A 14,490-nucleotide genomic window follows, 5' to 3' on the forward strand; every position below is an offset into this window, starting at 1 on the left:
TTTGAATGAATAAGCGAGTAAAAGGCCGGGTTTTAACGGACTTCAAATCGATAGGGAGAGCGTGTATAGTCATGCCGACCCAGGATTTTGATGCAATGATGCAGATGCTGGAAGTTGCAGCACAGTTGGAGTAAGTTTTGAGTTCGGATCGTCGTATTGCATCTTTGACCCCTTGCGCAGGGCGTTGCTCAACCGTATTTGGTGATGCGGTCTGTCGTGGTTGCCGCCGTTTTAATCATGAAGTGATTCACTGGAATAGTTATAACGCAGATCAACATACTGCGGTCTGGCAGCGGCTGGATGCACAGCTAGATCAGATTTTGGTCCCGATGCTGCCGATGGCGAATCTGGCCAAAGTGGAAACATTTGTCCTGTCTAAACGGGTGCGTCTACGTGAAGATGCGACTAAAGGTCGTAAGCTTTACCATGCCTTAAAACTCTGTGAAAAGAATCGTCATTTTACTGATGAAAGCGGTTTAGGCATTCATTACAAACAGGTGCGCCCGCTTTGGGATGAATTCGAACGTCGGGTACTGGCACTCGCCAAAGCCAGTTATGACCTGGCTTTTTTACGGGCGGATGGGATCAGTCAGCATTTGATTCATATGCAGGAAGAGGACTAAGTCCTCTTTTTTATTTAGTAAAATCATGATAGCTGAGGAAATGGCATGAATATCAGTGAATATATTCTCTATTGTCTGGCCGTCGTTATCATGATTGCCACACCTGGGCCTGTGATGTTGCTGGTCGCTAGTGCTGGACTGAAAGGTGGCTATAAGCATGCTTTGCAGACCATTTTCGGGACGAATTTTGCTTCTCTGGTATTGATCACCTTATCTATTTTTAGCTTAAAAGGCTTATTGGTCATTAATGAAAACTGGCTGAATGGCATCAAGCTGCTTGGCTGTTTATATATTGCCTGGCTGGGAATCCAGATTTTCCGGGAAGTCTGGCAAGGGCAGGGTTCAACCAGTTCACAAGGCTTGCAGCCAGTACAGGGTGGCTTCCGAACCGGTTTTCTGGTGGGGATCTCCAACCCCAAAGATATTATTTTCTTTGCTGCGTTTTTCCCGCAGTTTATTGGCATCACGCCAAATCTGGATTTAAGTTTGGTTATTCTGACGATCAGCTGGATTGTCCTGGATTTTTTGACCCTGTCATTAGTTTATTTAGGCTTTCAAGGCTTTGCTAAATCCAGGTTGTATCCGTATTTGCTTGGTTTGTGCGGTTTGATTTTATTGGTAGTCGCAGTCTATGGAATATTATCTGTACTCATCTAAAAATATTTATATAAGATAAAAAATCCCGGTCTTAAGCCGGGATTTTTTATCTTTAAATCTTATACTTATACATTGTGCTGCTGGCGGTAACGCACCAGTTCATCAATGGTAATCACGGTCAGCTGATGCGTCTGTGCATAAGACAATACCTGAATGCCAGAAGCCATGGTGCCATCGGGGTTAGTCAGTTCACACAGAACACCGGCAGGTTTCAAGCCAGCTAAACGCGCAAGATCAATCGTACCTTCGGTATGGCCGCGACGGGTCAACACACCACCTTCACGTGCACGTAAAGGGAAGACATGCCCTGGACGGTTCAGGTCACTGGCGACAGCACCGTCTTTAATGGCTGCTTTAATCGTGGTGGTACGGTCTTTGGCAGATACACCAGTCGTCACACCTTCCGCAGCTTCAATGGTGACAGTAAATGCAGTTTTAAACTGGCTAGAGTTATCCTGCACCATAGGTGGCAGTTCTAAATGATTGGCCAGTTCATCAGTCAGACATAGGCACACAATACCGGAACCATCACGAATCATACGAGCCATGGTTTCTACAGTCAAAGTCTCTGCTGCAATGATGAGGTCGGCTTCATTCTCGCGGTCAAAGTCATCCATCACCAGAACAGGTCTGCCTTGGCGGATGTCCTCGAGTGCTTGTTGGATGCGCTGTTCAGCGGGAGCTAAAGCGGAAAAGAAAATTTCGGGTTGAATCAAACTTGACATTGAAACGCTCACGTAAAGTAAAAGTACGATTGAACATTTCAGGACATAGTGAAAATAGGCTTATAGCAAAACAGTTTCATGCCAGGCATAAAACAGGGTGTACTGCTTTCGTCTTCTTTCATCCGGACTATACCGTCGGCTCTGGATTTGCACCAGATCTGCAGATCAATCGAAATTGACCGCTCGTGGGCTGATTTAGGAATAGAGATTTACTACCCTGAAATTACCACCGGTGGGGAATCTCACCCCGCCCTGAAGCGATGTAGGGCCATTATAGTCCTGATTTTTAAAAGATGGGATAGTTTGGCCAGTCACGAATTTGCAGAATTTCAGATAAGCAAAACAGATTATCTGAATTACTACAGTCCTTTAGCAAAAAACTGGAAACATGTTATGTTGCTATTAACAATAGAAATTGATCAATCATTCTGACAATGAAGAAAACCGAGCTGATCCATAATAATCCATTTTCTCCCTTGCTGTTTTGTGATGCAAAGGTTTTGCGTTATCTCAATATTTTGGGCGTTGCGCTGATTGCAGTCAGTTTGCTGTATTTAATGGCTGCGAACTGGTGGATGCTACCGAATCAGGTACAGTTAGCAATTCCAATGCTGGTTTTACTCTGTAGTGCAATAGCCAGCATTTACTTTAATCAGCGGGAATGGATCAGACAGAGTCTGGATACTGTATCTGGCCTGATGCTGGGCTTAAGTCTGGTGGTGATTGGGCAGATATATCAGACTGGTGCGGATAGTTATCAGTTATTTCTGCTCTGGGCCGTATTGCTGTTGCCGTGGCTATATCGACCAAATATCGGGGTTTTTGCCATGCTTTGTGTGGTCAGTCAGCTGGCATTGTATTTTTACTTTAAGCAAAGTTTCTGGATGATACGGGCAGAAGGATTATATCTACTGACTTTGAATCTACTGACGGCCATCAGCTTTGCCTTTGCCATACGTTATTATTCGTTACTGCGATATCTGTTTATTGCATTCATTATCATGATTTCGATCAGCAGCATGATGCAGTTTACCCATCATTTTCAGCTGATCTATCTGGCTTCTTCAGTTGTTCTACCAGCAGGGGCTGCATTTTATTTTTATCGTAAGCATCAGGCACTAGAAACCATTTTACTGATTGCAGGCTTGGCTGCCAGTTTGAGCCTATGGCTGTTTGAACTGGTGGACGATCAGCTTACCAATTCAGCAGCGGGCTTATTTATCTTGGCAATGCTGATCTTTGGCTGGTTTGCGCTGATCAGTTTTGCCCTAAAGAAAATTTTTCCACAAACCAAATTCTCCGTCATTCCTTTGGCACTTGGTGCATGGATAGCTGGAATTATTCTGGCAGTCTTATTACTGACCTATTGGAAAGCAGTTTCAATTGTTTTAGGTCTCATTTTTATTGGCATCGCTTGGAAATTATTAAGTCAAAAGAATTCCATATTTCTACGTCAGTTTGCCTATTGTCTTTGGGTTTGCGGGCAAGCTGCGGTATTAATTCATACGGAACTGCTCACCGATAGTCTGTTTATAGTGTGGCTGTTGCAATTAATGATGCTGGCTCTGACTGTGATCAAAAGGATGCACTGGTTCATTCTAACCTTACAGCTCTTGATAGCTCATGCTTTAGCAATTGTGGTTTTGGCATTAGAGAATTCCTTTAAGCATGATGATATTGTAATCACGCTTGCCCTAAGCTTGAACTATGTCATTTTTATCGGGCTAATTCTAACCGCTAGATATTGGCAGTCCTCAATTTATCAGAAAAGTATTCTGCTCTGGATCATTGCTATGCTGACAGGTTCAGCCGTGGTTCAATCTGTGACTGGATTAGAGCACTGGCAGGGCATCGGGCAGATCAGCCTTGACCACGTTCTGCTGTTTTATGTTCTTCCGAGCTTATTGTTGCTTGGTTTTATCTGGCAAAACTGGCAGCAATTTTCTGAAAAATTGCTCTGGCTGATTCCTGTATTTGGCATCTTACTCATTCTGTTGGGCTATTTTGAGATTTTTATTATTATGCTGCTTATGGCGTGGGCCATTGTTTATAAGCAGTCCTTGATTCAGGCCTTAACCATCTTGCTGTTAATCTTCTGGTTATGGATGCTGTATTACAATCTGGGCTTAAGTTTTCTATTAAAAAGCATCAGTATCTTTGCTTCTGGGATACTGGTCTTGTTGTTGGCATATATGTTGAAGCAGTCATCAAAACTGCAACATGAGCAAGGAGAGGCAAGATGAAAAAGTTTCTTCCTTTGCATCTAGCTATTTTCAGTATTGCCTTATTTTGTGGATTGATTGCGCAACATGAATGGCATCTTCGAGATAGCCAAAGTATTTATGTGGAGCTGGCACCAGTAGATCCGCGATCAATTCTGCAAGGAGATTACATGGCGCTGAATTATGATCTGCATTTTAGTGCACTAGCAGCGGAGAATAGATCAGAACAATCAGAACCTAAAATCAGTATTCAAGATTTTGAAAACCAGTCCCGTGTACTAAGCTATGTACAGCTTGATGAGCAAGGAAAAGTGGTCAAAACCAGTTTTGATCGAAGTGCGCTGGATCAGCCACGCTCAGCGCGACTAATCCTGAAAAATCCACGGAATACCTTTGAAGGCTTATATCCGGCTGCCAACAGTTTTATGTTCGCTGAGGGACTTGAGCCTTGTTATCGTAATGCTAAATTCGCCGAATTAAAGCTAAAAGAAAATGGAGAAACTTTGTTGGCTGACCTGGTAGATCAAAATCTTAAGTCCTTAAACTGTGAGAACCGAAAAAGCTGGTGGCAGGGGCGTTAGTTTTATTTTAATCAGCCCATAAAAAAGCCCGCGAGAAGCGAGCTTTTGAGAATCTTGTTGAACCAGCTTAGGCAACCTGTACCGGAATGCAATTTGCAGTGTGATTCACAGTGTTATCCGGGTTGGCATAAACCAGACGTGGTTTATGAGCATTGGCTTCGGCTTCAGTGAAATCACCAAATGTTGCGATAATCACGATATCACCAACATCAGCCTGGTGCGCAGCACCACCATTCACAGAAATAATCCCTGAATTATCTTCACCACGAATGGCATAAGTAGTAAAACGCTTACCATTGGTCACGTTCCAAACATGAATTTCTTCGTATTCACGAATGCCAGCTAGATCCATCAAAACGCCATCAATTGCACATGAACCTTCATAGTGTAATTCTGCATGTGTAACAAAAGCGCGATGAATTTTGCATTTTAATAAACGAGATAGCATGGCTAGCGTCCCCTTAGTTGACCTAAGACTTTGATCTTATGGTTGAATCAATTTCTACGACACTGGATAAGTGGGTAGGCTTGCGCATTTTGCGCCTAAATGGCCAGCAAGGCAAGCGGAATTGTCCAGCAATTTATGAATGTTTAGTTCGGTTTATAAGCATTGATTTGATTCATTGCCTGTTGTACTTCACCGTTCACCAGCATTTTGGCGCGAGCAAGTGCATGGGCAATTGCATCGTCCATTAACTCTTGTTCACTGCTTGGTGCTTTACTCAGGACATGACCAGAAACACGGTGTTTAGAACCTGGGTGACCAATACCAATGCGTAGACGATGAAAGTTCGGACCGATATGCGGCACGATATCGCGTAAACCGTTATGTCCACCATGACCACCGCCAGTTTTCAGGCGAATAATGCCTGGATTCATATCCAGTTCATCATGGGCAATCAGGATTGATTCGGGTGCGATATTGTAGAATTTGGCGAAAGGAACAACACTTTTACCGGAAAGGTTCATGAATGTTGTAGGTAGAAGGAGACGGACGTCTTGACCTTCGATATTGCCACGACCGCTGAATCCATTGAATTTAGGGTCTTTTTTAAGGTTAATGCCATATTGATCTGCAAGGCGTTCTACAAACCAGAAGCCTGCATTATGGCGGGTTTGAGCATACTCAGAACCTGGGTTGCCCAAACCTACAATCAGTGAAATATTTGACACTAATCTACACCATTAACACTTATGCGCGTTTGAAGTCAGCGTGCATTGGAGTGTTTTTAGCTGGGTGACGTTGTAACGCTTGGATTTTAACGCTTTCAACTTTACCGTTTACATCAATTTCGATTACTTCTTCGAAGAATGAGTTGCTTTCTAAGAATTTAACAAGCTGACGAAGTTCAAGAGAAACAGCTACAGGAGCAGCTTCGCCACCATAGATGATCGCTGGAACTTTAGCAGCATGACGAAGGCGGCGGCTCGAACCTTTCCCTTGTTGTGCTACTTCACGTGCTTCTGCGTTTAATACGAAGTTTGCCATGATAGACATCCTATTTAAGTTTTAAATGAACCGGACCTGCGACCGATCCGGTGATAGAAAGCCCCGCCAAATGGCAGGGCTTTGGAAATTCAGCGCACTATTATAGATAAGAATCGAACATTGCGCTAATAGATTCTTCGTTGTTGATACGACGAATTGTTTCAGCAACCATGCTTGCAACTGAAACCTGGCGAATCTTGCCAAGAGCTAAAGCTTCTTCTGAAAGAGGGATGGTGTCAGTAACTACCAACTCATCGATCACAGAATTTTTCAGATTTTCAAGTGCTTTACCAGATAATACTGGGTGAGTCGCGTAAGCAACTACTTTGCGGGCACCGAAAGTTTTCAACGCATCAGCAGCTTTACAAAGCGTACCAGCAGTATCCACCATGTCATCAACGATCACACAGTCACGATCTTTCACATCACCAATCAAATGCATCACTTGTGATTCATTCGCTTTTTGACGACGTTTATCGATGATCGCCAGGTCGATATCACCCATCTGTTTCGCAACAGCACGAGCACGAACTACACCACCTACGTCAGGAGAAACAACCATCAGGTTATGATGCTGTTGTTGGCGTAAATCAGCAAGCAGGGCTGGCGTACCGTAGATGTTGTCTACAGGAATATCGAAGAAACCTTGGATCTGGTCAGCGTGAAGGTCAATCATCACCACACGGTCAATACCTACAGTGGTCAGCATATCTGCAACAACTTTTGCAGTAATCGGCACACGGCTTGAACGGGGACGACGGTCTTGACGGGCATAACCGAAGTAAGGAATCACGGCAGTAATACGACCAGCACTTGCACGGCGTAACGCGTCAGCCATGACCAGGATTTCCATCAGGTTATCGTTGGTCGGTGCACAAGTAGGTTGTACGATGAATACGTCTTTACCACGAACATTTTCAGTGATCTCAACAGCGATTTCGCCATCAGAGAACTGGCCTACAGAGGCAGCGCCTAGAGGAATATGTAAGTGACTTACGACTTTTTGAGCGAATTGTGGATGCGCGGTTCCACTAAAAACGACAAGATTGGGCATGAAGCACCCTTGGCGGTTGGTATGTATGGAAGTAGATGGCAGGGGTAGCTGGATTCGAACCAACGAATGCCGGGATCAAAACCCGGTGCCTTACCACTTGGCGATACCCCTAATGCGGCAGAACTTTAATATTTTTGCGGTATTGTGTCAAGGTAAATTAACAGTCTTACAGCAAATGATGTTCTGTCTTTTTTCGAGAAAATGGCAGGGGCGGCTGGATTCGAACCAACGGATGCCGAGATCAAAACCCGGTGCCTTACCACTTGGCGACGCCCCTAGATTTGATGAACTGTAAGATGGCAGGGGTAGCTGGATTCGAACCAACGGATGCCGGGATCAAAACCCGGTGCCTTACCACTTGGCGATACCCCTAATACAGTACATCTACAGGTGAATAATGGCAGGGGTAGCTGGATTCGAACCAACGGATGCCGAGATCAAAACCCGGTGCCTTACCACTTGGCGATACCCCTATTGAACCTTGAAATGATGTAATGGCGATTCTTGTAGACTGTTCACCAAGTAAGATTTACATGGTGCATTCTCAAGAATGTCGGTCACATTCATATCATCAGTTACTTCGATAAAAACACAAGCACCTGTACCTGTAAGCTTTGCAACACCGAATTGATCGAGATATTGCATTGCCTCATCGACTTCTGGATATAGGCTTCTTGCCACTGGCTCAAAGTTATTTCCGAAATCAGATGGCTTTATCTGATAGGCGCAAAATTTAGAGGGCTTCGTGTCTCTTGTCAACGTTTTTTGTGAAAAAAGCTGTTGAGTGCTGATAAAACAGTCAGGTTTTAACACAATGAACTGTTTTTGATCTAAGTCTATGAATGTTAAGTGTTCACCAATACCTTCAGCCCAGGCATTGCGACCATGAACAAAAATAGGCACATCCGCGCCCAGCTTGACGCCGAGCTCTGCCAGTTGCTCAGAATTTAAGCCACAATGCCATAACTGGTTCAGCACAATCAGGGTCGTTGCTGCATTGGATGAGCCACCACCAAGACCTGCACCCATGGGAATATTCTTCTCTAGTCGAATGATCAGACCAGAAGGCGTTTTGGTATAAGGCTGCAAAATCTGCGCTGCACGATAGATGAGATTCTGTTCCAGATCGACTGAGGCTAGACCTTCAATCTGAATCTGCTGATCATCTGTTTGCTCAAACTCTAGCCAGTCACACAAATCTATCAACTGAAAGATACTTTGCAGCTCGTGATAACTATCCGGACGGCGACCGGTGATATGGAGAAACAAATTCAGTTTTGCAGGTGCGGGAACACGAATCATCATAAGCTTGCGTCAGACCAGTTAACGGTTTTGAATCACCATTGTAATACGGTTTTCACCCCCATTCTCAAGTGACTGCTTTAAAATCAAGCGGTTTGGAACAGTTGCCTGCTGGTTATAACTCAGATCTACCGTCCAGCCTTGTTCAATAATCTGGCTGATACGCTGTGAGCTGTCTTTCTGGATCTGGGCAGATTGTGTCGCAGGACGTGCCTGTACCCAATCAACTAAATGACTAATCGGGGCTTGCCAGCCGGTTGCACGTTGCAATAGCTCTTCTGCCGTTGCTGCCTTGATCAGGCCGGTTTTGGCACTATTCAACGTCACCTGACCAGGAGTACCTGAAATCTGGGTTTTTCCGGCACCTAAGATACCAGTCAGTTCAATATCAAACTCTTCCTGCTGCTGCACCCAGGTAAAAAAGGCACTGCCGCTTTGCTGAGGTGTACGTACCCCGATTTTACCTTGCAGCTGGAACTGGTTTTCAGCCTGTACCGATGGCGTGACAGGCGCTTTTTGCTGCACCATCTGCTGACAACCACTCATGAACAGGGCAGTAGAAGCAATGAAACAGCAGCCTAAAGTACTTATGTTGCGCATAAAAGAATGGACTCGTTCAGGATTGTGGTGCTAACAATAGCGAATTAAGTTGGTTTAATTCTGGGTCATTTGGATGGTTTTGTTGTAATTGTTGTAACACTTGATGGAATTGTTGTAGATCGCCTTTCATATAAAGCGAACGTGCATAACGGACGCCAATTTTTGCACTTGGATTCAGTTCATAGGCTTTAAGCAAGACTTGGGCAGCCGTGGTAAAGTCATTTTGCAAGTAACAGATATAGCCATAGGTATCCAGAATAGAAGCCTGTTCTGGTGCGTATTCCAGTGCCTGTTCAGCATAGCGCCGTGCTTCATCCAGACGGCGATTTTGACGGGCCAGCGTATAGGCATAAGCATTCAGATAGGTTGGACTATTCGGCTCGATTTTAAGCAGGGTTTTTAACAGCTGATCCAGTTGATCACGATCTTCATGTGGATCTAGCAATAAAACTTGAGCATAGACCAGTTCCGGATCATCCGGCAGGTTTTTGCTGGCTTCTTCCAGAATTCGGATCGCTGCGTTCTTATTGTTCATGCGTTTCAGAATATCCGCTTGAGCCAGATACAGGAAACTGGCATGTTGCGGATAATTGACCCGTTCCTGAGTCAGAAAGCGCAGTGCATCATGCAGTTTATCCTGCTCGGCAAAGATCGCAATGATATTGCGTCGTGAGACCGTATACAGGCTGCCATCCACCAGGCGGTAATACGCCTTGGCGGTTTCATAATGCTGTTTGCGTTCTGCATTGACCGCCAGATAGTAATAGGCTTCATTCTGGTACTGAGCCGAATAACGGAGCTCAACCAGGTATTTTTCAGCTCGTTCATATTGCTGCAGGTCAATACTGGTCAGACCGGCAATAAACAGTGCTTCTTCGTGTTGTGGTGATTTTTTCAGGATCGTTTCTAGTTTCTGTAAGGCCTTTTCAGCTTCATTTAGCTTGATCAGGTATTTAACCTCAGCCAGACGTATATCCATGTTATTGCGATGTTTGCGACTGGCTTTCTCGTACCATTTCAGCGTTTCCGCATCATCACCCAATGCCGCCAACAGATTGGCTTTCATCAGGATATAACCAGTCGACTTTGGACGTTTTTTTAAGGCGCGGTTGATGGTATTGAGAGCCTGTTCTAGCTGACCTTTTTGTGCTTCCAGACCGGCGACCAGCACCAGAATCGAAGGATTGTCTTTGGCTTTGCTAGTACTTAGAGCCTGAATTAAATATTCACGGTCATCCGGCTCATCCGGGGCAATCCCGGCCAGAATTTCTTCCAGATCGGCGTTATCATCAATTTTCAGGATCTTTTCCAGCGTTTCTGCCGCCAGTTCATACTCATGGGCTTTTAAGGCAATATGCGCCAGATAGAATAACGCCGGAACATCTTGCGGTTCCTGAACCACCCAATGGGTAGAAATATCCAGCGCTGCATTCAGGTCTTCATGTTCGAGGGCGATATTGAGTGCGCGCTGTTTAACCGCGGTGGAATTGCTTTTAATGGCCAGCACAGTATAGTTGTGTAAAGCGTTTGGAATATCGCGATAGGCGAGTGCGAACTCGGCTATCATACTTTGTTTTATCGCATCATAATTTTGATTTGCATGGTAAACTGCTTCTGCTGCATAAAGATGAGCAGTTGAAGCCATGCTAACCACCAGCAAGAATGTGGTAGAATATTGCTTAATGGTAGGGCCGTTTATACGGCTAGTTGTTAGACGCAATTTTTCTTTATCCAAGTAATGCTTTTTATGACACCGATGTTGCACAATAGCATAAATTTAGTGAAATGATGACCTGATATGTCTTTCTTTGCATTGGGTGTCAACCATCAAACTGCCTCTGTAGAGCTGCGCGAAAAGATTGCTTTTAACCCTGAAAAGTTAAGCATTTTACTTGCCGAGCAAAGCCAGCACCCTGTACTGAATGATATGGTGGTGGTGTCTACATGTAACCGGACCGAAGTTTACGCGATGTCGGACAATGTCGACATGGTGCTAAACTGGCTCGCCCAGACCAATGGTATTGATCCCAAGCAATTACAGAATCATGTTTATTGCTATGAGAATGCGCAAGCCGTCACTCATCTGATGCGTGTCGCCAGTGGTCTCGACTCCCTGATGCTTGGTGAACCGCAGATTCTGGGACAGGTCAAAACCGCACTCTCTCTTGCCAAAGAATCTAAAACCGTTTCGCAAAACCTGAATCGTATCTTTGAATATGCCTTTTATGCGGCCAAGCGTGTGCGCTCGGAAACAGCAGTCGGCAGTCATGCAGTATCGATGGGCTATGCAGTTGCACAATTAGCATTGCAAGTATTTAGCCGGCCTGAGCAGTTAACTGTAATGGTCGTGGCAGCCGGGGAAATGAACAGTCTGGTGGCCAAACATCTGGCAGAAATGGGCGTCAGAAAAATCATTATCTGTAACCGGACTCGTGCTCGTGCAGAGAATCTGGCGCAGGAAATTGCCCACCGTGCAGAAGTCGAGATTATTGATTTTGATCAGTTGGCAGCAAACTTGCATCGTGCAGATGTGATTTCCAGTTGTACCGGTAGTTTGCATCAAGTCATTCACTATCCGGATGTCAAAGCTGCTTTAAAGAAGCGCCGTTACCAGCAAATGCTGTTGGTCGATCTGGCTGTACCGCGTGATATTGATCCAAAAGTTGAAAAGCTGGATGGAGTTTATCTCTATGGCGTGGACGATCTGCAAAGCGTGATTGATGAAAACCTGGCGCAGCGTCGTCAGGCAGCGGTCGAAGCGGAAGTGATGGTCAATCAACTGGCGACTGAGTTGATCACCCAGCAGAAGGTGAGTGAGGCGGGTAGTACGATTCATGCTTACCGGGATTATGGGGAAAGCTTACGTCAGGAAGAACTGGCAACTGCTATGCAACGTATTGCCAAAGGTGAAAGTGCTGAAACAGTATTGGCCGAATTTTCGCATCGTTTGACCCAAAAACTTCTGCATCCGACCTCAATCATGCTGCGTGAAGCTGCCAAAGCTGAAGATCCAAGCTATTTTGAAATGCTACAGAACAGTTTGCAGGACGTGGTTCAGCATCGCCGTAAGGTTAAACATTAAAATGATGTTGGAATAACTTTCCGATATTTAAAAGGCGTTTAAAATAAACGCCTTTTTTATTTCTTGGTTTTTAATCTTCGAGTAAGGTCATGGAACGTTTTTTATCAATTTCATAAATCCGCATCTTGAGATTTTTCATCTCCGCGATGCTACTAAACTTTTTCGATTTTAATTTGTGTTGTAAGCATTGATATTGCAGCTTGATTGAGAAGTCTGCCGCCAGTTTGTCTGCCTGCTCAGGAGAAGAGGTGTAATCGCTGACATTGGCATGTTGCAGGATATGCTGTAACTCATGATGATGTGCAGCACAGGCACCGAGTACATAATAGGTCGACAATTCCGGATCATCCGGCAATTCATCAAAAATCACATTAAATATATTCAGAATCTTGAATAGCAATTGATCTTCACTGACCAGTGCACGTAGTGGTTCAAAATGAATATACAGATAAGGATGATTCAACAGAATCGCAATGACATATTCTTCGGCATCAATTTTGGTGCTAAAGCTTAGAGAGGCGTCATTATTGACTTTGGGTTGCCATTTGCGGCTAAAACCGAGTTTTTCCCGAAAGAACTGCTGTAGTAGATAACGGAATGAGCCAGCTTTTGGCAATAATTCGGTTAGCTGACGTAGCTCTCCCATCACCTGACTTTTACCTTCAGGCGTTGCAATGTCGTGATTCTGGGTGAGATGGGCAAAGACAAAGTCAGAGAGCAGCGGTGCCTGATCCAGCAGACGGCGGAAATTTTCAATGCCTTCACGACGAATCAGGGAGTCTGGGTCATGGTCATTCGGCAGGACAAAGAATTTTAACTCACGCCCATCGTTCAGTAAGGGTAGAGCAATTTCCAGAGTACGGCGTGCCGCTTTTTGTCCAGCCGCATCACCATCAAAGGCAATGGTAATCCGGTTATTCTGCTTGAACAGAATATTTAGGTGATCAGTATTACTTGCTGTTCCCAAAGTAGCCACTGCACCATGAATGCCATATTGCTGCAAGGCAATGACATCCATATAGCCTTCCACCATCAGCCAGTCTTGAGCTTTCTGCTTGCGACCTTCATACAGGCCATACAATAACTGGTTTTTATGGAAAACTTCTGAATCTGGTGAGTTGATGTATTTCGGTTTAATTTCGTCATTTAGTGCACGACCACCAAAACCGACCACACGGCCTTTACTATCCCGAATCGGAAAAATAACCCGATCACGGAGCAGGTCAAAATCCCGACCACTGTCGCTGGTACGAATCAGACCTAAAAGTTTGAGACCTTCAATATCCTGTGGAAAGGCTTTTTCCAGATGTTGCCAGTCTTCCGGTGCATAACCGAGTCGCCAGTAGGCAATCGTTTCTGAGGTCAGACCACGCTGTTTAAAATATTGCTGGGCACTTGGGCTGTTGGGTAGTTGACGCTCATAAAACTGCGCGATATTTTCCAGCAGGTCGTATAAGTTGCCATCTGCTTGTGCTTCTGCTGCAGGCATTTGCTCAAAAGCAGCAAAAGGGTCATCCGTATAAAATTCAGCTTCAGGTGCCTGAATTTCAGCAAATGGATCAAAATAAGCAGGTTGTTCAGGCGTCGGATTTGTAGATGTATCCGCAGTTTTTACTGGTGGCGTAGCAACCGGTTTTGGTTTGGCTTCGCGTTTGTATTTTAAGCGGTTGGAATCTTTATTGTCTTTAGGCAGTTCAATTCCGGTCTGGCTGGACAGGTCTTTCATCACTTCAATGAAATTGCGGCTGCCAATATCCATTAAAAAACGAATGGCATTGCCGTTGGCCTGACAGCCAAAGCAGTGGAAATACTGCTTGTCACGGTAGACGTGAAAAGAAGGTGATTTTTCCTGATGGAAAGGACAACAGCCCGAATAGGTGCGGCCAGTTTTTTTTAGTTTCACGTATTGACCAATCACATCGACAATATCGGTGCGATCGAGAATCTGATCAATCGTATGCTGAGGAATGGCCATGGTTTGCTAAGCTTCTCGTGCTGCGTTATTTAGGTGTTAAATCATTGAAAATTAAGAGTAGGATGATTCATCCAACGCTATAAATGAATTAATTGGTATAACCTGTTTGCACAATTTGTTCAAGCATGGCTCAGAAAATGCAAAAGGGCAAGTATGATAACTTGCCCTTTGTAAAAATGC

General features: G+C 44.6%; 15 protein-coding genes, 4 tRNA genes and 1 riboswitch. Of the genes, 6 read left to right on the plus strand and 13 right to left on the minus strand.

Annotated features, from left to right (window positions below; all coding sequences use genetic code 11):
• Positions 1-5 precede the first annotated feature (5 nt).
• Genes FTV13_RS15645 through FTV13_RS00250 form a run of 3 tightly spaced genes read left to right on the plus strand, consistent with a single transcriptional unit; the run spans position 6 to position 1,280 of the window.
• Positions 6-134, plus strand: a complete 129-nt coding sequence (locus FTV13_RS15645) for a hypothetical protein (protein WP_257218376.1) — start codon at positions 6-8, stop codon at positions 132-134.
• Positions 135-137: 3 nt separating this feature from the next.
• The gene (locus FTV13_RS00245; RefSeq protein ID WP_179992824.1) at positions 138-623 is read left to right on the plus strand and encodes a DUF1289 domain-containing protein; all 486 of its coding nucleotides are present in this window, start codon (positions 138-140) and stop codon (positions 621-623) included.
• Positions 624-668: 45 nt separating this feature from the next.
• Positions 669-1,280 carry a LysE family translocator gene (locus FTV13_RS00250; protein WP_180010584.1) on the plus strand — a complete coding sequence of 204 codons (612 nt, stop codon included), beginning with the start codon at positions 669-671 and terminating at the stop codon, positions 1,278-1,280.
• A gap of 65 nt (positions 1,281-1,345) precedes the next feature.
• Here the strand turns inward: FTV13_RS00250 and ribB are convergent, their stop codons facing one another.
• On the minus strand, positions 1,346-2,005 hold the full coding sequence (gene ribB, locus FTV13_RS00255; RefSeq protein ID WP_180010586.1) for a 3,4-dihydroxy-2-butanone-4-phosphate synthase: 660 nt from the start codon (positions 2,003-2,005) through the stop codon (positions 1,346-1,348).
• Between the two features lie 106 nt (positions 2,006-2,111).
• A riboswitch (FMN riboswitch) is annotated at positions 2,112-2,268 on the minus strand.
• 171 nt (positions 2,269-2,439) lie between these two features.
• On the opposite strand from ribB, the gene FTV13_RS00260 reads away from it, so the two are divergent.
• Positions 2,440-4,248, plus strand: coding sequence for a DUF2157 domain-containing protein (locus FTV13_RS00260; RefSeq protein WP_180010588.1), 1,809 nt, complete (start codon positions 2,440-2,442; stop codon positions 4,246-4,248).
• Complete coding sequence (locus FTV13_RS00265) at positions 4,245-4,808, plus strand: GDYXXLXY domain-containing protein (RefSeq protein WP_180010590.1); 564 nt, start codon at positions 4,245-4,247, stop codon at positions 4,806-4,808. Before FTV13_RS00260 ends, FTV13_RS00265 begins: the two co-directional genes overlap by 4 nt.
• A 67-nt stretch (positions 4,809-4,875) precedes the next feature.
• Here the strand turns inward: FTV13_RS00265 and panD are convergent, their stop codons facing one another.
• The 11 genes from panD to FTV13_RS00320 form a co-directional block, all read right to left on the minus strand.
• Positions 4,876-5,256: an aspartate 1-decarboxylase gene (gene panD / locus FTV13_RS00270; protein ID WP_004784844.1), complete on the minus strand. Its 381-nt coding sequence runs from the start codon at positions 5,254-5,256 to the stop codon at positions 4,876-4,878.
• Positions 5,257-5,399: 143 nt separating this feature from the next.
• The gene (gene pth / locus FTV13_RS00275) at positions 5,400-5,981 is read right to left on the minus strand and encodes an aminoacyl-tRNA hydrolase (RefSeq protein WP_180010592.1); all 582 of its coding nucleotides are present in this window, start codon (positions 5,979-5,981) and stop codon (positions 5,400-5,402) included.
• Positions 5,982-6,000: 19 nt separating this feature from the next.
• A complete protein-coding gene (rplY, locus tag FTV13_RS00280) occupies positions 6,001-6,297 on the minus strand; it encodes a 50S ribosomal protein L25 (protein ID WP_004784841.1) in 297 nt (98 codons plus the stop codon).
• Between the two features lie 100 nt (positions 6,298-6,397).
• Complete coding sequence (locus FTV13_RS00285; RefSeq protein WP_004784839.1) at positions 6,398-7,351, minus strand: ribose-phosphate pyrophosphokinase; 954 nt, start codon at positions 7,349-7,351, stop codon at positions 6,398-6,400.
• Positions 7,352-7,387: 36 nt separating this feature from the next.
• Positions 7,388-7,462, minus strand: a tRNA-Gln gene (locus tag FTV13_RS00290).
• Between the two features lie 91 nt (positions 7,463-7,553).
• Positions 7,554-7,628: transfer RNA gene (locus FTV13_RS00295), tRNA-Gln, on the minus strand.
• 20 nt (positions 7,629-7,648) lie between these two features.
• Positions 7,649-7,723, minus strand: a tRNA-Gln gene (locus tag FTV13_RS00300).
• Between the two features lie 26 nt (positions 7,724-7,749).
• Positions 7,750-7,824 (minus strand) — tRNA-Gln (locus FTV13_RS00305).
• Positions 7,823-8,653: a 4-(cytidine 5'-diphospho)-2-C-methyl-D-erythritol kinase gene (ispE, locus tag FTV13_RS00310; protein ID WP_180010729.1), complete on the minus strand. Its 831-nt coding sequence runs from the start codon at positions 8,651-8,653 to the stop codon at positions 7,823-7,825. Before ispE ends, FTV13_RS00305 begins: the two co-directional genes overlap by 2 nt.
• Positions 8,654-8,674: 21 nt before the next feature.
• The gene (gene lolB / locus FTV13_RS00315; RefSeq protein WP_179992819.1) at positions 8,675-9,253 is read right to left on the minus strand and encodes a lipoprotein insertase outer membrane protein LolB; all 579 of its coding nucleotides are present in this window, start codon (positions 9,251-9,253) and stop codon (positions 8,675-8,677) included.
• Between the two features lie 16 nt (positions 9,254-9,269).
• A complete protein-coding gene (locus tag FTV13_RS00320) occupies positions 9,270-10,973 on the minus strand; it encodes a tetratricopeptide repeat protein (RefSeq protein WP_166137843.1) in 1,704 nt (567 codons plus the stop codon).
• Positions 10,974-11,051: 78 nt separating this feature from the next.
• Between FTV13_RS00320 and hemA the strand changes: the two genes are divergently transcribed.
• Positions 11,052-12,335 carry a glutamyl-tRNA reductase gene (gene hemA, locus FTV13_RS00325; protein ID WP_180010594.1) on the plus strand — a complete coding sequence of 428 codons (1,284 nt, stop codon included), beginning with the start codon at positions 11,052-11,054 and terminating at the stop codon, positions 12,333-12,335.
• A 70-nt stretch (positions 12,336-12,405) separates the two neighbouring features.
• On the opposite strand, the gene FTV13_RS00330 is transcribed toward hemA, so the two are convergent.
• Positions 12,406-14,310, minus strand: a complete 1,905-nt coding sequence (locus FTV13_RS00330) for a DNA primase (protein WP_180010596.1) — start codon at positions 14,308-14,310, stop codon at positions 12,406-12,408.
• Positions 14,311-14,490: the final 180 nt, after the last annotated feature.

The sequence above is a fragment of the Acinetobacter sp. YH12235 genome, from assembly GCF_013417705.1.
In the GTDB taxonomy this organism is placed as follows: Bacteria; Pseudomonadota; Gammaproteobacteria; order Pseudomonadales; family Moraxellaceae; genus Acinetobacter.